Below are 18,646 nucleotides of genomic sequence, written 5' to 3' on the forward strand. Positions count from 1 at the left end.
GACGGCCCCTCCCCGGGCCGTCCCAAATCACCGGCATTGTTTCTCCTCCGGGTGGCGGGAGGACTGGGGCGAAATGCCCCGCCCGCGCGTCGTCGTCCCGCGCCGCACGACGCGCCTGGTCGGGCGCGCTGCGTCGAAATTCTCGGGAATATCGCCGTGGGTCGCTTTTACCCAGTGACCCGCGCTGACCGGATATTCTCGAAACATGGGGACATTTGAAGGGGAAGGTATTGGCGCGGAGCTGACCCCGGAGCAGAAGCGGGCGCGGCTGGCGGAGCTGTTGCGCGGCAAGGTCCGCCCCACGCATGCACCGGTGTCCTTCAGCCAGGAGCGCATGTGGTTCCAGGACCGCCTGAGCCCGGGCAGCGCGGCCTTCAACATCCCGGTGCGCGTGCGGTTCTCCGGCGTGCTCGACGTGGCGGTGCTGCGCGCCAGCCTCCAGGCGCTGGTGCGGCGTCACGCGCCGCTGCGCACCACGTTCATCGAACAGGATGGCCGGCCGCTGCAGCACATCGCGCCGGCGATGGAGCTCGCGCTGGCGCTGGTGGACCTGCAGTCGCTGCCCGCTCCCGAGCGGGAGGCCGAGTCCCTGCGGCTCATCACGGAGGAGGCGCGCCGGCCCTTCGACCTGGAGAAGGGGCCGCTGCTGCGCACCGTGCTGTACCGGCTGGACGCGCTGGAGCACGTGCTGTTGCTCAAGCTGCACCACATCATCACGGACGGCTGGTCCATGGGCGTGCTGGTGCGCGAGCTGAGCGCGCTGTACCCGGCGCTCGCGGAAGGGAGGCCTTCACCGCTGGCGCCGCTGCCCATGCAGTACGCCGACTATGCGGGCTGGCAGCGCGAGTTCCTGCGAGGCGAGGTGCTGGAGTCGCACCTGGCCTTCTGGCGCGGCCGGTTGGATCCGGACGCGGTGCTGGAGCTGCCCACGGACCGGCCCCGTCCGGCGGTCCTCTCCGGACGCGGCGCGCGCCTCCACGCGGTGCTGCCCGTGCCGCTGGTGGAGTCGCTCAAGGCGCTCGCGCTGGCGGAGGGCAACACGCTGTTCGGCGTATTGCTGGCGGGCTTCCAGGTGCTGCTGTCGCGTTACAGCGGCCAGCAGGACGTGGTGGTGGGCACGTCCGTGGCGGGCCGTGGCCGCGCGGAGCTGGAAGGGCTCATCGGGCTGTTCACCAACTACCTGGCCTTCCGCACGGACCTGTCCGGACAGCCGTCCTTCCGCGAGCTGCTCGGCCGCGTGCGCGAGACGACGCTGGAGGCCTACGCGCACCAGGACGTGCCCTTCGAGAAGCTGGTGGACGCGCTGAAGCCGGAGCGCCAGCTGAGCGTGAATCCGCTCTTCCAGGTCGCGCTGACGCTGCAGAACGCGCCCCTGCCGCCGCTGCGGTTGCCGGGGCTCGTCCTGGATGCGGAGCCGGTGGACAACCGCACCAGCAAGACGGACCTGTCGCTCATCGCCATGGAGGTGCCCCAGGGCATGCGCCTCACGGCGGAGTACAACACGGACCTCTTCGACCCCGGCACCATGCAGCGGCTGCTCGCGCACCTGCGCACGCTGCTGGAGGGCGCGGTCGCGGATCCGGGCCGGCGCGTCGGTGACCTGCCCCTGATGGACGCGGCCGAGGCGGCGCGGCTCCAACGCGATTGGGCCGGAGATGCCGCGCCCTTCCCGGAGGACCGCTGCCTGCACACGCTCTTCGAGGCGCAGGCGCGGCGGACACCTGACGCCGTGGCCGTCCGGTTCCAGGGGCGGACGCTCACGTACGCGCAGCTGGACGCGCGCGCCAACCAGCTCGCGCACGCCCTGCGCCGCCGGGGCGTGGGGCCGGAGGTGCGGGTGGCCTTGAGCGTGGAGCGCTCGCTGGAGGTGGCCGTGGGGCTGCTCGGCATCCTCAAGGCGGGCGGCGCGTGGGTGCCCGTGGATCCGATGCTGCCTCGGGAGCGGCTGGCCTTCATGCTGGAGGACAGCGGCGCCACGGTGCTGGTGACGCAGGCTCCGCTGCTGGAGCGCTTCCCTGAGGGTGCTCGCGCCCGGGCGCTGTGCCTGGACGTGGAGGGGGAGCGGCTCGCGGCAAAGAGCGTGCTGGCGCCTGCCTCCGGCGTGGGGCCGCGGAACCTGGCATACGTGCTCTACACCTCCGGCAGCACGGGCACTCCCAAGGGAACCGCCATCGAGCACCGGGGCGTCTGCAACCTGGTCACGCATGAGGCCACGGCCTACGGCATCGGGCCGGGCAGCCGCGTGCTCCAGTTCGCCAGCCTGTCGTTCGACCTGTCGGTGGAGGAGATCTTCACCACGCTGTGCAGCGGCGCGACGCTGGTGCTGGCGCCGCGGGAAGACCTGATGCCGGGCGAGCCGCTGCGCACGCTGCTGCGCGACGAGGCCCTCACCGTGATCAGCCTCACGCCCGCGACGCTCGCGGCCACGGCGCCGGAGGGGCTGCCCGCGCTGCGGACCGTCATCTCGGGCGGTGAGGCGCTGCCTCCGGAGGTGGTGGCGCGGTGGGCGCCGGGCCGCACGTTCCTCAACACGTATGGCCCCACGGAGGCCACCGTGATGGCCACGCTCACCGGGTGCACGGCGGACGGCCGTGTGCCCTCCATCGGCCGGCCGCTGGCCAACGTGCGCGCGTACGTGCTGGATGCTCGGGGCGGGCTCGTGCCCGTGGGCGTGAAGGGTGAGCTGTACCTGGGCGGCGTGGGCGTGGCGCGAGGCTATTCGGGCCGGCCCTCGCTCACGGCCGAGCGCTTCGTACCGGATGCCTTCTCTGGCGAAGCGGGCGCGAGGCTGTACCGCACGGGCGACGTGGTGCGCTGGCGCGAGGACGGCACGCTGGAGTTCGTGGGCCGCGCGGACGCGCAGGTGAAGGTGCGCGGCTTCCGCATCGAACTGGGCGAGGTCGAGGCCGCGCTGGCGAAGCTGCCCCCGGTGCGTGACGCCGTGGTGGTGGCGCGCGAGGACGGGCCCGGCGGCAAGGGGCTGGTGGGCTACGTCGTGCTTCGCGACGGTGTCACCGCCACCGGAACCGAGCTGCGGACGGCCCTCAAGGACGCCCTGCCCGAGTACATGGTGCCCTCCGCCGTCGTGGTGCTGCCCGCGCTCCCGCTCACGACCAACGGCAAGGTGGACCGCAAGGCCCTGCCGGCTCCGGACGTGGCGGGAAGCGATCCCCGGGAGTACGTGGCGCCACGCACCCCCACCGAGCAGCGCCTGGCGGGGCTGTGGCAGGAGCTGCTCGGCGTGACTCGCGTCGGAGCGAATGCTCACTTCTTCGACCTGGGTGGGCACTCGCTGTTGGCCACGCAGGCGCTCAGCCGGATCCGCCAGACCTTCACGGTGGACCTGCCCCTGCGGCGCCTGTTCGAGTCCCCCACGCTGGAGGCCGTGGCCCGCCTCATCGACGAGGCGCTCGCAGGCAAGGGGCCGCCGGCTGCGTCACCGACCAAGCCACGGGAGGCCCGTGCCCGGCCCGTGCCCATGGTTCCGCTGGAAGACGTCGCGCGTGAGTGGGCGGCCCGCGCCGCAGCGCAGCCGCGTGACACGGTGACGGTTCTCGCGGATGAACACCGTCAGCAGGTGCTGGTGGAGTGGAACGCGACCGCAGCCGAGTACCCGCGTGACTCCACGCTGCCATCAGTCTTCCAGCAGGTGGTGGCCCGCTTCCCGGAAAAGGTGGCCGTCGAGTTCGGGGATGCGCGCCTCACCTACCGGGAGCTGGACGCACGCGCCAATCAGCTCGCGTGGCACCTGCGCTCACTGGGCGTCACCGCTGACGCGCGCGTGGCCGTGGCCCTGGAGCGCTCGCTGGACCTCGTCGTCTCCCTCGTCGCCATCCTCAAGGCCGGTGCGGCCTACGTACCGCTGGACCCTGCCTATCCACGCTCGCGCCTGGACGCGATGGTGGAGGATGCACGGCCTCACGTCCTCCTCACCTCTCGCGCGCTGCTCTCGCGGCTGCCTTGCGAGAACTTGCGGCCCGTCGTGCTGGAGGAACTGGCTCTCGACTCGCTGCCCACGCATGCGCCCTCCTCGGGCGCCCTGCCCCAGAGCCTCGCGTACATCGACTTCACCTCCGGCTCCACTGGCAGGCCCAAGGGCGTCGGCACGCCTCACGCCGCCGTGCTCCGCACCCTCCTCGGTGTCGACTACGCTCGCTTTGGGCCCGATGAGACGCTGCTGCTCATGGCGCCCCTCGCCTTCGATGCCTCCACCCTGGAGGTCTGGGGCGCGCTGCTGCATGGCGCGAAGCTGGCCGTCTTCCCCGCCCACCCGCCGACGGACCCGCTTGAGTTGGAGCGCGTGTTGGTGCGCCACGGCGTGACGACGCTGTGGCTCACCGCGGGCTTCTTCTCCCAACTGGTGGACTCGCACCTGCCCGCGCTGCGCTCGCTGCGCCAGGTGCTCACCGGTGGCGACGTCGTCTCCGCTCCTCACGTGCGTCGCGTGCTGGAGCTCCTGGGCCTCCCCGTCATCGCGGGCTATGGCCCCACCGAGACCACCGTCTTCGCCACCAGTCACCGCTTCACCCATGCCTCGCAGGTAGGTACGTCCGTCCCGCTGGGACGCCCCCTGGGCAACACCCAGGTGTACGTGCTGGATGCTTCGGGACACCCTCTTCCTCCGGGTGTCCAGGGAGAGCTCTACGTCGGGGGCGATGGACTGGCTCGCGGCTACGTGGGCCAGCCCGCCCTCACCGCGGAGCGCTTCGTCCCTGACCCGTTCTCCTCCACTCCTGGCGCGCGCCTCTACCGCACGGGCGACCTGGCCCGTTGGCGTGAGGACGGTGTGCTGGAGTTCCTCGGCCGCGCGGACGCACAGGTGAAGGTGCGCGGCTTCCGCATCGAGCTGCCTGAAATCGAAGCCGCCCTGCGCTCTCACCCTGACGTCCGCGAAGCCGTCGCAGTCGTCCGTGAGGACGTGCCCGGCGACAAGCGGCTCGTGGCCTACGTCGTCGCTGCCCCATCCCTGGACATGGCGGAGCTGCGCTCCTTCCTCAAGCACCGGCTGCCCGACTACATGGTGCCCTCGGCCCTGGGCCACCTCGACGCCCTGCCCCTCTCCTCCAACGGCAAGGTGGACCGCAGGGCCCTGCCGGCCCCCTCCACCTTCCAGACTCGCGCACGGACGCGCCCGGCGCGCACGGACACCGAGCGGCTGCTCACCACGCTCTGGGAAGAGGTCCTCCAGGCGGGCACCGTCGGCGCCGAGGACAACTTCTTCGACCTGGGCGGCAACTCGCTCAGCGCCACGCAGCTCCTCTCGCGCATCCGGCGCGCGTTCCAGGCGGAGCTGTCCATCGCGGACTTCTTCGCGGCCCCCACCGTGGAAGCCATTGCCCGGCGCCTGGAGTCCCAGGGCCCGGTGCGTCCCGCGTTGTCAGTGCCCTCGCTCAAGCCGGTGCCACGCGATGGCGGACTGCCCCTGTCCTTCGCCCAGCAGCGGCTGTGGTTCTTCGCGAAGCTGGAGCCCGACAGCACCGCGTACAACCTCCCGTTCGTCATGCGGCTCGAAGGAGCCCTGGACGTGCCCGCGCTCACTCGCGGCCTGCGCGACCTGCTCCAGCGCCATGAATCCCTGCGCACCACCTTCCGTGAGCAGGAGTCCGGCCCCGTCCAGGTCATCGCGTCCGCCCCCTCGCTGCCCGCCGCGTGGATGGACCTGAGCGCCCTGCCCGACGCGGAGCGCGCGCTCGGCACCATCCTCGACGACGAGGCACGACAGGTCTTCGACCTGGAAGCCGGCCCGCTGTGGCGCGTCCTCGTGGTTCGCATGGACGAGCAACACCACCTGCTGCTGCTCACCATGCACCACGTCATCTCCGACGCCTGGTCCATGGGCGTGCTGCTCCAGGAGCTGACCACGCTGTACGCCGCCCACGCCGAGAGCCGCGCCCCCCACCTGAAGCCGCTGCCCGTGCAGTACGCGGACTTCGCCGTCTGGCAGCGCGGCTGGCTGCGCGACGCGGCGCTGGAGTCGCAGCTCGGCTGGTGGCGCCAGCAACTGCACGGCGCACCGAAGGCCCTGGAGCTGCCCACGGATCGCCCCCGGCCCGCGACACAGACCTTCCGTGGCGCTGTGGTGCCCTTCCAGTTCTCGCGTGAGCTGTCAGACGCGATGCACGCGCTCTGCCGGAGCGAGGGCGTCACGCCCTCCATGGTGGTGCTGGCCGTGTTCCAGTTGCTGCTCTCGCGCTACAGCGGCCAGGAGGACATCTCCGTGGGCTCGCCCATCGCGGGCCGCACGCAGGCGGAGACAGAGGGGCTCATCGGCTTCTTCGTCAACACCCTGGTCCTGCGCACGAAACTGGACGGCGACCCGAGCTTCCGCGAGCTGCTCGCGCGCGTGCGCGACGTGGCCCTGGGCGCGTACGCGCACCAGGACGTGCCCTTCGAGAAGCTCGTGGAGGCGCTGAAGCCAGAGCGCGACCCGCGCCGCCCGCCTCTCTTCCAGGTGATGCTCGCGTACCAGAACGCTCCCATGCCGGAGACGCTGAGCACGGGCCTGAAGCTTCAGCCGCTGGAGCCCCGGGGCGGCACGGCGAAGTTCGACCTCACCCTCGCGCTCAACGACACCGCCGGAGGGCTGAAGGGCCTGCTCGAATACAACACCGACCTCTTCGACGCCGCGACCGCCAGCCACATGGTGGGGCACCTGCGCGTCCTGTTGGACAGCGCCCTCCACGCTCCGGAGCGCCGCCTCTCCGCGCTTCACATGCTCACGCTCGCGGAGCGCGGGCTCCTGCTCCACTCCTGGAGCGAGGCCGGCAACGCCTCGGCGGAGGATGCCTCCCTGCACCGGCTCCTCCAGGCCCAGGCGCTGCGCCACCCCGACACAGTCGCCGTCGAACACGAAGGCCACACGCTGACCTGGGCGGAAGCGTTCCGCCGGGCCCGCGAGGTCCTCCGGGAGCTGCGCATGCGCGGCGTGGTGGCCCTGCCTCCCGCGCCGCCGCTCGTCCCCGTCCCGCGCACCGGCCCGCTGCCGCTGTCGTTCTCACAGCAGCGGCTGTGGCTGATTGATCAGCTTGAGCCGGGCAGCGCCGCCTACAACATCTTCCTGGCCCTGCGCGTGGAGGGCGCGCTGGATGTGGCCGCGCTGGAAAAGGCCTTCGCAACGCTCATCGCCCGCCACGAATCGCTGCGCACCGTCTTCGTCTCCCAAGGCGGAGAGCCCGCCCAGGTCATCCTCCCCGAGGTGCCCTTCGCACTGGACGTGGTGGAGCTGGGCGAAGCCTCCCGTGAGGTGCTGGAGGCGCGGCTGCGAGAAGAAGCGCGGCGCCCGTTCGACCTGACACGCGGACCGCTGCTGCGCGTGTCGCTGCTGCGCTTGGGAGCCGAGGCGCACGTGCTGTGGCTGAACATGCACCACATCGTCTCCGACGGGTGGTCCATGGGAGTGCTCGTGCGCGAGCTGTCCGCGCTGTATGGCGCCCATGTTTCGGGCCGGCCCTCGACGCTGGCACCCCTGCCTGTCCAGTACGTGGACTACGCCGCGTGGCAGCGCGACTGGCTGAAGGACGAAGCCCTGGAGCACCACCTGTCCTACTGGCGCCGTCAGCTCGCCGGAGCACCGCCGCTGTTGGAGCTGCCCACCGACAAGCCACGCCCGCGCGTCCTGTCCCACCAGGGAGCGCAGGTCCCCGTGCGCCTGCCGGGCTCGCTGTCGGAGTCCTTCCAGGCGCTGTGCCAGCGCGAGGGCGCCACGCTCTTCATGGGCCTGGTGACCGCGTGGCAGGTGCTGCTTGCGCGCTACGCAGGGCAGGAGGACATCACCCTCGGCTCGCCCATCGCCGGCCGCACGCGCGAGGACACGGAGGGGCTCATCGGCTTCTTCGTCAACACGCTGGTGCTGCGAACGCACGTCGACGCGAAGGCGCCCTTCCGCCAGGTGCTGGCCCAGGTGCGCGCCACCACGCTCGCCGCCTATGAGCATCAGGACGCGCCCTTCGAGAAGCTGGTGGAGGCGCTGCAACCCCAGCGCAGCCTGAGCCACTCGCCGCTCTTCCAGGTGCTGATCGCCCTGCAGAACGCGCCGACGCAGCCCCTGTCGCTGCCAGGTGGATCCGCGCCGCTTCGCCTGCTGCCCCTGGAGCAGGAGGAGCAGACGACCCAGTTCGACCTGACGCTGGCCCTGGCTCCGACACCCCAGGGACTCCAGGGCGCGTTGAGCTACCGCACGGACCTGTTCGAGGCCGCCACCCTCCGCCGGATGGCGGAACATCTGCGCGTGCTGCTGGAAGGCGTGGTGGCGAAGCCGGACGAAGCCGTGGGGCTGCTGCCCATGCTCACGGCCGCGGAGCGTCAGCAGGTCCTGGTGACGTGGAACCAGACGCGGGCGGAGTATCCGCGCGACGCGACGATCCCCCGCCTCTTCGAAGCGCAGGCCCGGCGCACGCCGGAGGCCGTCGCGGTGGTGAGCGGCGAACAGCGGCTGACCTATCAGCAACTGGAGCTCCGGGCGAACCGGCTGGCCCACCGGCTGCGCAAGCTGGGCGTAGGCCCCGAGTCGCGGGTCGGCCTATGCGTGGAGCGCACGGCGGACGTGGTGGTGGGGACGTTGGGCATCCTCAAGGCGGGCGGCGCGTACGTGCCGCTGGATCCGAGCTATCCGAAGGAGCGCCTGGGCTGGCTGCTCGAAGACGCGGACGGTCCGGCCCTGGTGATGCATTCGCGGCTGCGGGAGTTCCTGCCCGCCTTCACCGCGCAGGCGGTGTGCCTGGACACGGACGCGGACCTCCAGGAGGGACCGTCCACACCGCCCTCGGTGGAGGTCCACCCGGAGAACGTGGCGTACCTCATCTACACGTCCGGAAGCACGGGGCGCCCCAAGGGCGTGGCGGTGACGCACCGGAACGCGGTGGCGTTCCTGACGTGGGCCACGGAGACGTTCACGGAGGAGGAGACGAAGGCCGTGCTCGCGGCGACGAGCCTCAACTTCGACCTCTCCGTCTTCGAGCTGTTCGCGCCGCTGATCCGGGGCGGCAGCGTGGTGGTGGTGCAGAACGCCCTGTCCCTGGCCGAAGCGAAGCCAGACGCCGAGGTCACGCTGATCAACACGGTGCCCTCGGCGATGGCGCAGCTGGTGAAGCTGGGGGCGGTGCCGCTGTCGGCGCAGGTCATCAACCTCGCGGGCGAAGCGCTGCCGGAGACGCTGACGAAGGCCGTGTACGCGCTGCCCTCGGTGAAGAAGCTCTACAACCTCTACGGCCCGTCGGAGGACACGACGTACTCGACGTGGTCGCTGGTGGGGCGCGAGGAGGTTCCGAACATCGGCCGGCCTCTCACCAACACGCGGGCGTACGTGCTGGACAAGTTCCTCCAGCCGGTGCCGGTGGGAGTAGCCGGAGAGCTGTACCTGGCGGGCGAAGGCCAGGCGCGCGGCTACCTCCAGCGGCCTGAGCTGACGGCGGAGAAGTTCCTCCCTGAGGTGTACGGCCCCGAAGGCAGCCGCATGTATCGCACGGGAGACCGGGTGCGTTACCGCGCGGATGGCGTGCTGGAATACCTGGGCCGGGTGGACTTCCAGGTGAAGGTGCGAGGCTTCCGCATCGAACTGGGTGAAGTGGAGTCCGCGCTGCGCCAGCAGGAAGCGGTGAAGGACGCGGTGGTGGTGGCGAAGGGCGAGGGCGCGGAGAAGCACCTCGTGGCGTACGTGGCACCGAAGGCAGGCGCGACGATTGAAGCGCAGGTGCTGAGGACGCGCCTGCGTCAGCGCTTGCCGGAATACATGGTGCCGGGAACGGTGGTGGTGCTGGAGGCGCTGCCGCTCAACGCCAACGGCAAGGTGGACCGCAAGGCCCTGCCGGAGCCCGACGCGCCGGCGTCCGTCAGCACGTACGAAGCGCCGCGCACGGCGCTGGAAGCGAAGCTGGCGGCCATCTGGGCGGAGGTGCTGCGAGTGCCCCGGGTGGGTGTACAGGACGACTTCTTCGCGCTGGGCGGCCACTCCCTGCTGGCCACGCAGGTGGTGTCGCGGGTGCGCACGGAGACGGGCGTGGAGCTGCCGCTGCGCGCGTTGTTCGAGGCGCCTTCCGTGGCGTCGCTCGCCTCGCGCATCGAGGGCGGCTCGCATCCCCGGCAGGCCGTGCGGCGTCCTCCGCTGGTGCCTGTTCACCGCACCGGCCCACTGCCGCTGTCCTTCGCGCAGCAGCGCCTGTGGTTCCTCGACCGGCTCCAACCGGGAAGCGTCCACTACAACATCCCCGCCGCCTTGCGGCTCGACGGCCCGTTGAGCGCCGAGGCGCTGTCTCGAAGCCTCCAGGAGCTCGTCCACCGTCACGAAGCCCTGCGCACCACGTTCCACGCACGTGAGGACGGAGAGCCGGTCCAGCACCCGCATCCGCATGTGGAGCTGGTCGTGCCCCTGGTGGAGCTGCGCCACCTGCCGGAGGCGGAGCAGCCCGAGGAGGTCCGCCGGCTGGCCCAGGAAGAAGCGCGCAAGCCCTTCGACCTTTCGCGTCCGCCCCTGATGCGCGCCACGCTGCTGCGCCTGTCGGAGCAGCGTCACGTCGTGCTCGTCACGTTGCACCACATCGTCTCGGACGGTTGGTCCAACCGCATCCTCGTCGAGGAACTGGGAGCGCTCCATGCGGCGTTCTCGCGGGAGCAGCCTTCGCCCTTGCGGCCCCTGCCGCTCCAGTATGCGGACTACGCCGCATGGCAGCGGGACTGGCTCCGGGACGAGGTGCTGGAGCAGCAGGTGCAGTGGTGGAAGCAGCAGCTCGACGGCGTGCCGCATGCGCTGGAGCTGCCCACGGACAAGCCTCGCCCGGCCGTGCAGACCTACCGTGGCGCGCGGGTGCCCGTGGTCCTGTCGGAGAAGGTCGCGCAGGGGCTCAAGGCCCTCTGCCAGCAGGAGGTCGTCACGCCATTCATGGCGCTGCTCGCGCTCTGGCAGATCCTGCTGGCCTTCTGCTCCGGGCAGGAGGACTTCGCCGTCGGCTCGCCCATCGCGGGCCGTGAGCATGAACAACTGGAGGGGCTCGTCGGATTCTTCGTCAACACGTTGGTGCTGCGCGCCTACGTGGACCGCCGCGATTCCTTCCGCCAGGTGCTGCGCCGGGTGAAGGAGGTCGCGCTGGGGGCCTACGCCCACCAGGACCTCCCGTTCGAAAAGCTGGTGGAGGAGCTGAAGCCAGCGCGTGACCCGAGCCGGTCGCCGCTATTCCAGACGGTCTTCACGCTGCAGGACCCCGCACCTTGGTCACCGCGCGCGGACGCACTGACGATGCACGCGCTGGACGTGGAGGACACCACGGCCAAGTTCGATCTGGAGTTGAACCTGGCGGAGTCCTCCGACGGGTTCGTGGGAACTCTCGGCTACAACACCGACCTGTTCGAGCCGCGCACGGCCACTCGCATGGCGGAGCGACTCCGCATGTTGGCGGAAGGGCTCGTGGCCCGGCCCGGAGCGCCCCTGGGGGCCGTATCCCTGCTGACGGAGGCAGAGCGTCAGCAGGTGCTGGTGGAGTGGAACGCGACCGCGGCCGAGTACCCGCGTGACTCCACGCTGCCATCAGTCTTCCAGCAGGTGGTGGCCCGCTTCCCGGAGAAGGTGGCCGTCGAGTTCGGGGATTCGCGCCTCACCTACCGGGAGCTGGACGCACGCGCCAATCAGCTCGCGTGGCACCTGTGCTCACTGGGCGTCACCGCTGACGCGCGCGTGGCCGTGGCCCTGGAGCGCTCGCTGGACCTCGTCGTCTCCCTCGTCGCCATCCTCAAGGCCGGTGCGGCCTACGTACCGCTGGACCCTGCCTATCCACGCTCGCGCCTGGACGCGATGGTGGAGGATGCACGGCCTCACGTCCTCCTCACCTCTCGCGCGCTGCTCTCGCGGCTGCCTTGCGAGAACTTGCGGCCCGTCGTGCTGGAGGAACTGGCTCTCGACTCGCTGCCCACGCATGCGCCCTCCTCGGGCGCCCTGCCCCAGAGCCTCGCGTACATCGACTTCACCTCCGGCTCCACTGGCAGGCCCAAGGGCGTCGGCACGCCTCACGCCGCCGTGCTCCGCACCCTCCTCGGTGTCGACTACGCTCGCTTCGGCCCCGACGAGACGCTGCTGCTCATGGCGCCCCTCGCCTTCGATGCCTCCACCCTGGAGGTTTGGGGCGCGCTGCTGCATGGCGCGAAGCTGGCCGTCTTCCCCGCCCACCCGCCGGCGGACCCGCTTGAGTTGGAGCGCGTGTTGGTGCGCCACAGCGTGACGACGCTGTGGCTCACCGCGGGCTTCTTCTCCCAACTGGTGGACTCGCACCTGCCCGCGCTGCGCTCGCTGCGCCAGGTGCTCACCGGTGGCGACGTCGTCTCCGCTCCTCACGTGCGCCGCGTGCTGGAGCTCCTGGGCCTCCCCGTCATCGCGGGCTATGGCCCCACCGAGACCACCGTCTTCGCCACCAGTCACCGCTTCACCCATGCCTCGCAGGTGGGGACGTCCGTCCCGCTGGGACGCCCCCTGGGCAACACCCAGGTGTACGTGCTGGATGCTTCGGGACACCCTCTTCCTCCGGGTGTCCAGGGAGAGCTCTACGTCGGGGGCGATGGACTGGCTCGCGGCTACGTGGGCCAGCCCGCCCTCACCGCGGAGCGCTTCGTCCCTGACCCGTTCTCCTCCACTCCTGGTGCGCGCCTCTACCGCACGGGCGACCTCGCCCGTTGGCGTGAGGACGGTGTGCTGGAGTTCCTCGGCCGCGCGGACGCCCAGGTGAAGGTGCGCGGCTTCCGCATCGAGCTGCCTGAAATCGAAGCCGCCCTGCGCTCTCACCCTGACGTCCGCGAAGCCGTCGCAGTCGTCCGCGAGGACGTGCCCGGCGACAAGCGGCTCGTGGCCTACGTCGTCGCTGCCGCATCGCTGGACATGGCGGAGCTGCGCTCCTTCCTCAAGCACCGGCTGCCCGACTACATGGTGCCCTCGGCCCTGGGCCACCTCGACGCCCTGCCCCTCTCCTCCAACGGCAAGGTGGACCTCCAGGCCCTTCCCGCGCTGGAGACCTCCACGTCCGGAAGCCACGTCACACCCCGCACGTCGCTCGAAGAGCAGCTGGCCAGGTCCTTCACGGAAGTGCTTCGCGTGCCTCGCGTCAGCATCACCGACAACTTCTTCGAGCTGGGTGGCCACTCGCTGCTGGCCTTGCGGTTGATCGCTTCCATCCGCGTGCACACCGGGCACGCGCTCCCCATGGCGGCCCTCTTCCAATACGGCACCGTCGAGCAACTGGCACGGCGGCTCCAGCAGGAGACGCCTTCGCTTCCCGCGAACCTCGTGCGACTGGCGGCCGGCGCGGAGGGCATCCGACCCTTCTTCCTCGTCCACGGCGGCGGCGGTGGCGTGATGGGCTATTCCGAGCTCGTCCGCCAGCTGGGCCGCGAACGGCCTGTCTACGGCCTGTCCGCGCCGGGCCTGGAGGGCGGTGCGCTTCCTCCCGCGTCCGTCGAAGCGCTGGCTCGCGACTACCTCGACCAGGTCCGCACCGTGCAGCCGCGAGGGCCGTACCTGCTGGGAGGCTGGTCCTTCGGAGGACTCGTCGCACTGGAGATGGCGCGTCAACTCCAGGCGCTGGGTGAGCAGGTGGAGCTGCTGGCCTTGATGGACTCCACCGTGCCCACACCCCAGCCGCGGCCCGAGGCGGATCCGCTCGGCCTGCTGGCGCTTTGGGGTCGGACGCTCGGCGTGCGGTGGCAGGAACAGTCCCTGCACCTGGAGCGGCTGCGCCGCATGGATGGACGCGAGCGCCTCGCGTACATCCTGGAGCAGCTCCGGAACACGCCCGAAGGCAATCCCGGGCTGGACCTGGAGAGCGCCGAGCGCCTCCTCGCCCTGCACACGCGGCTCTACGAGGCACAGCGCCGCTACGTGCCCACCGGTGGCTACTCGGGGCCCACGCTCCTCTTCCGCGCCACCGCGGGACAGCAGCCCGCCTCCGGGGAGCCCCTCTGGAGCACGTGGCTCACGGGGCCCGTCACCATGCACGACGTGCCCGGAGAGCACTACACGATGCTGAGCGCCCCCCATGTCTCCACCGTGGCGGAGCACCTGCGCCGCCACCTGCAGGGGCGGTAGCGCGCGGGAGCGCGGGCCTGGACGCGGGCCCGCCTCCTCAAGCGTCCGCGTCGGGCTCCAGCCCCAGCGCCTCGCTCGCGAAGCGCGCCATGCGCTCGAGGAGCCGCGCCTTCTCGTCCAGGGCGCTGCGACCCGAGCGGTCCGCGAGGGCCTCCAGGCGCTCACCGCAGCGCAGGTCGAGGCAGACGTTCACGCCCACGCGCCGCTTCGAGTCGACATCCGTCGTAAGCAGGCCCACCTCCGCTTCGGTGGGTGTTTGGCACCAGTCACACATCTTGGGCGCCAGGGTCGGGTCGCCCTGCTGATCCCTACGGAAGGTGATGCCCGTGGGCTGCTTGCTCCCGGGCGCGACGAACACGAGGAAGACGCGCACCCCATACGGATCCACCCACGAGAGGTAGTCCCGGACGAAGAGTGGAAGCTGGGTGCCCCTGGGCAATTCAACGTACTTGCGGTCCCGCGAGCGGAACGCGCGCTGCAACTCTTTCTCCGACTCGACTCGAAACATGTCGTGCTCTTCCCTGCCTGCCTTCACGGCCAACCCCAACGTGCGTCAGCCTGATTTTGTCCGGTCCCTCCGGACACTGGGTTGAAATCACCATCGGATACCAGCTTGCCGGGCACTCGCGCTTCCGAGGCCCCCCATGCTCCCCTCCAAGCAGCTCCTCCTGCCCCTGCTGCTCGTCGGAACGGGGGGCAGCGCCTGCGGCAACGATGCGTCCAACCAACCGCCCACCGTCAGCGACGCCATCACCGCGCCCACCGCCCTGGTGGCCGGAGCGACCGGCACCTTCACCGTCGCCGCGGAGGATCCGGACGGAGACCTGCTGACGTACAAATGGACGCAGGTCTCTCCAAGCACTCCAGGTACCTGGGTGGGTGACACCATCCGCGAGCGCATGCAGTGGTATTCGCCCGTCGTGGCCGCGCAGACCGCGTTCACCTTCGCCGTGAGTGTCACGGACGGCGTGAACCCACCCGTGGTGCGGACCGTCACGCTGCCAGTGTCCGTGCCCCGCTACGCCGCGGATGTCCAGCCGGTGTGGAGCTCCTCGCAGTGCACGAACTGCCACGGCAAGGCAGGCAACCTGAGCCTCGCGGCGGACAGCAGCCATGCGAGCCTGATGGACACCCTCGCCATGGCCTGTGGCGGCACGCTCCCGCGCGTCACGCCCGGCGCCCCGGAGCTGTCCGCGCTCGTGCGCAAGATGGAGGGCACGGCGTGCGGGGACCGCATGCCCATGGGCACGCCGGAGTACTTCGATCAGCACCCGGGGCTGAACGTCCTGGTCCGCTCGTGGATCCTCGCGGGCGCGGCCAACGACTGATGGCCGGGCCACGGGGGGCTCGCACCGCTTCCGGCCCGGGCATAGGCTCGCCTCCGTGGCCGCGAACCCGCCCCTGCTGGACGACATGCTCCTCTTCGCGGAGGTGGTGGCGGCGGCCAGCATCACGTCCGCGGCGGAGCGCCTGGGCCTGCGCAAGTCCACGGTGAGCCGCCGGCTGGCCGCCCTGGAGGAGCGCCTGGGCATCCGGCTGCTCGAGCGCAACACGCGCAGGCTCCGCCTCACGGAAGCAGGCCGCGAGTACCACGCCCACTGCGCGCGGCTCGTGGCCGAGGCCCGCGAGGTGAACGCGGCGGTGAGCGAGTCGCGCGGCACGCCCCAGGGCACGCTGCGCATCGCCACCCTGTCGCTCCTGGGCGAGTTGCTCACGCCCGTCATCGCGGAGCTGCTGCTGCACCAGCCCCGGCTGCGCGTGGAGGTGTCGCTCGCGCAGACGCACGTGGACCTCATCGCGGAGGACTACGACCTGGCGCTGCGCACCGGGCCGCTCGCGGACTCGTCGCTGATGGCGCGCAGGCTCGGGCGCGTGCGCACGGGCTACTACGCCAGCCCGCACTACCTCAGCCGCCACGGCACGCCCCGGACACCAGAGGCGCTGACGGCGCACGAGTGCATCCTGCTGGCCGAGTCCGGCACCGACGAGGTGTGGTTCTTCGGCGAGGGCCGGAGCGCGCGCACCGTCCCGGTGACGGGCCGCCTGCGCGTGCCGAGCGAGCGCGCGGGCCAGGCAGCGGCGCGCGCGGGGCTGGGCATCGTGCGGCTTCCGGCCTCGCTCGTGGCGGACGACGTGCGCGCGGGGCTGCTCATCCCCGTGCTCGCGGCGGACACGCCCCCGGGCCTGCCCATCTACGCCGTCTATCCCAGCCGCCGGCAGCTGCCCCTCAAGGTGCGCGCCTTCCTGAAGCTGCTGTCCGCGCGCGGCGCCGCGCTGCCGTGGGAGGAGGAAGAGGGCTCCTGACGGAACAATGCGTCCCGCCAGGGGCGCTCGTCCGAGGCGCCGCCCGCGACTACATCCCGTGGACACGAGGCGCGGCCCCGAAGGAAGCCCGCGCCCTTCACGCGAGGATGGGACACATGGCTGGCGACGTCATCGAGCTGGGAGACGCGGAGTTCCAACGCGAGGTGCTGGAGGCGAAGGAGCCGGTGCTGGTGGACTTCACCGCCACCTGGTGCCCGCCGTGCCGGGTCCTCGCGCCGGTCATCGATTCGTTGGCCGCCGAGTACAAGGGCCGGATGAAGATGGCCAAGCTCAACGTGGACGACCACCCGCGCACGCCCGAGCAGTACGGCATCCGGGCGATGCCCACCCTGCTGTTCTTCAAGGGCGGGAAGGTGGTGAAGCAGGTGGTGGGCGCCGTGCCCAGGGCGAAGCTGGAGGAGGCCGTGCGCCAGGTCCTCTGACGCTCAGCCCACGCCGCCGGACGGCACCGGGCCCGCGAGCCGCGACTCCACGAAGCGCCGGGTCGCGGTGAGCGCCGCGTCGATGCCGTCCGCGCGCGAGCCTCCGCCCCAGGCCACCTCCGGGGAACCGCCGCCCTTGCCCTCCACGCAGGGCGCCGCCTGGGCCATGAGCTGCCCCGCGTCCACGCCCTGGCCGCGGAGCGCCTCGCTCGCGGCCGTCACCAGCACCACCTTGTCGCCGCGCGTGGCGGTGAGCACCACGCCCACGCTGCCCGCCGCCTGCCGCAGCGCCTCCACCAGCGCCTTGAGGTGCGGGGCCGGCGTCTCGCCCAGGTGCGCGGCGACGAGCGCCGTGTCCCCCCAGCGCGTCGCGTCCTGGAGCAGCTGCCGGGCCTGGTCCGCGGGGGTCACGCTCGCGGGCGCCGGGGCCTGCGCGGGCTTGCGGCGCGCCTCCTGCTCCAGCCGCGTCAGCCGCTCGCGCAGGGCCACCACACGAGGCATGGGCTGCGGCCAGTTGTGCAGGGGCTGCGACAGCGGCGACAGCTCGCGCAGCCGCGCCTCGCCCTCCAGCCGGGCCGCGGACTCCAGCGCCGCCTCCAGCGCGTCCACCTGCTCGCGCAGCGCCCGGGCCGACTCGCGCGGCGTCTGGCCCGTGGGCGGCGTGAAGGGCAGCGCCAGGGGGCCAAAGCCGACGGCGGCGTCACCGTCGATCTTCTTCAGCATCGCGTTGGCGGCCGGCCGCACCCCGCCGTTGACGTAGCGCTGCAGCGTGCGCCACGCGTACTGGCGGAAGCCGGACAGGTGCTTCACGTGGAAGGCGCTCCAGCGGGGCACCGGCTGCGAGCCGCGCAGGCTCTTGAACGGATCCGCGCCCGGCCCCAGCTCGATGGTGAGCCCCACCTCCAGCGCGTCCTGCATGAGGCGGTGCACGAGCCCCCGGTACAGCCCCAGCTCCTGCGGCAGCGACAGGTCGTAGCCGAACAGCGGGGACCACACGACGTCGTCGCTGACGTGCGTGGCGTAGAAGCCGTCCACGCGCCCGTCCTTCACCGCGAGCCAGTACTGGAAGATTCCCTCGCGCAGCGTCCACGCGAAGAACTCCTCCGTGAAGTCGAGCGTGGAGTGGTACTTGTCCGCGTTGAGCGACCGGTACAGCTCCCGCAGGCGCGGCGCGCAGCCGGGCATCTCCCGCCCGTCCACGATGCGGTAGCCCGCGGCCTCCAGGAGCCGCCCGTCGCGGCGCCGGTTCTCCCGCACCTGCCGGCTGACGTCCTGCGTGGGCAGCGTCATGCGCGTGTGCGCCGCGTAGAGGAAGCCGTAGTCCCTGGCGGCCAGCGTGTTGAGCAGGGGCGACGCGTTCGCCGGGTTGATGGTGGGGAACACGATGGCGTGCCCGGGGAAGTGCTCCACCAGGAAGGCGGTGAGGCGCTCCACCTGCGCCTCACCCAGGCTCACGTGCAGGTTGCGCAGCACCAGCCAGTGGTCCACGTAGACGCACTTGTCGATGCGCGCCGCCTTCAGCATCGCGCCCAGCGTCCGCATGGCCCCGCGCATCACCACCGCGCGCGCCGCGCCGTACGTCTCCGCCGTCACCGCCGCCACCGGCAGGCCGATGTAGCGCACCCACGTGGAGTGGAGGGGGGAGTTGTCGTACTCCGCTTCGTTGATGGCCAGCGGGATGCGCAGGTCGTCCATCGCCACCAGCCGCAGGGTGGTGCGGTCGGAGAGGAAGGCGGTGCTGCCGCGCTTCATCACCGGGACGAAGTAGTCGCGCGCGAGCCGCGCCTGCGCGGTGTCCGGCCAGGTGCACGCGTCGACCGTGTCCGCGTCGTAGAGGATCATG

General features: G+C 71.4%; 6 protein-coding genes. 4 read left to right on the plus strand and 2 right to left on the minus strand.

Annotation, left to right across the window (positions count from 1 at the left end):
* Positions 1 to 205: 205 nt before the first annotated feature.
* Positions 206 to 14,056, plus strand: a complete 13,851-nt coding sequence (locus tag KYK13_RS29070; protein WP_223636166.1) for a non-ribosomal peptide synthetase — start codon at positions 206 to 208, stop codon at positions 14,054 to 14,056.
* Positions 14,057 to 14,093: 37 nt separating this feature from the next.
* On the opposite strand, the gene KYK13_RS29075 is transcribed toward KYK13_RS29070, so the two are convergent.
* The gene (locus KYK13_RS29075; protein WP_223636168.1) at positions 14,094 to 14,564 is read right to left on the minus strand and encodes an FBP domain-containing protein; all 471 of its coding nucleotides are present in this window, start codon (positions 14,562 to 14,564) and stop codon (positions 14,094 to 14,096) included.
* 136 nt (positions 14,565 to 14,700) lie between these two features.
* On the opposite strand from KYK13_RS29075, the gene KYK13_RS29080 reads away from it, so the two are divergent.
* The 3 genes from KYK13_RS29080 (at position 14,701) to trxA (ending at position 16,803) form a co-directional block, all read left to right on the plus strand.
* Complete coding sequence (locus tag KYK13_RS29080; protein WP_223636170.1) at positions 14,701 to 15,384, plus strand: PKD domain-containing protein; 684 nt, start codon at positions 14,701 to 14,703, stop codon at positions 15,382 to 15,384.
* 85 nt (positions 15,385 to 15,469) lie between these two features.
* Positions 15,470 to 16,360 (plus strand): LysR family transcriptional regulator, encoded by an 891-nt coding sequence (locus tag KYK13_RS29085; protein ID WP_223646817.1) that lies wholly within the window; start codon positions 15,470 to 15,472, stop codon positions 16,358 to 16,360.
* A gap of 116 nt (positions 16,361 to 16,476) precedes the next feature.
* The gene (gene trxA / locus KYK13_RS29090; RefSeq protein ID WP_223636172.1) at positions 16,477 to 16,803 is read left to right on the plus strand and encodes a thioredoxin; all 327 of its coding nucleotides are present in this window, start codon (positions 16,477 to 16,479) and stop codon (positions 16,801 to 16,803) included.
* A gap of 3 nt (positions 16,804 to 16,806) precedes the next feature.
* Here trxA and KYK13_RS29095 read toward each other — a convergent pair whose 3' ends face one another.
* The gene (locus tag KYK13_RS29095) at positions 16,807 to 18,645 is read right to left on the minus strand and encodes a DHHA1 domain-containing protein (protein ID WP_223636175.1); all 1,839 of its coding nucleotides are present in this window, start codon (positions 18,643 to 18,645) and stop codon (positions 16,807 to 16,809) included.
* Between the last annotated feature and the right edge of the window lies 1 nt (position 18,646).

It is taken from the genome of Corallococcus sp. EGB (assembly GCF_019968905.1).
Lineage (GTDB): Bacteria > Myxococcota > Myxococcia > Myxococcales > Myxococcaceae > Corallococcus.

Bases quoted from the DNA above. Each gene is read 5' to 3' on its own strand.
- KYK13_RS29070 (WP_223636166.1), top strand. From the start codon at position 206: ATGGGGACATTTGAAGGGGAAGGTATTGGCGCGGAGCTGACCCCGGAG.
- KYK13_RS29075 (WP_223636168.1), bottom strand. From the start codon at position 14,564: ATGTTTCGAGTCGAGTCGGAGAAAGAGTTGCAGCGCGCGTTCCGCTCG.
- KYK13_RS29080 (WP_223636170.1), top strand. From the start codon at position 14,701: ATGCTCCCCTCCAAGCAGCTCCTCCTGCCCCTGCTGCTCGTCGGAACG.
- KYK13_RS29085 (WP_223646817.1), top strand. From the start codon at position 15,470: ATGCTCCTCTTCGCGGAGGTGGTGGCGGCGGCCAGCATCACGTCCGCG.
- trxA (WP_223636172.1), top strand. From the start codon at position 16,477: ATGGCTGGCGACGTCATCGAGCTGGGAGACGCGGAGTTCCAACGCGAG.
- KYK13_RS29095 (WP_223636175.1), bottom strand. From the start codon at position 18,645: ATGATCCTCTACGACGCGGACACGGTCGACGCGTGCACCTGGCCGGAC.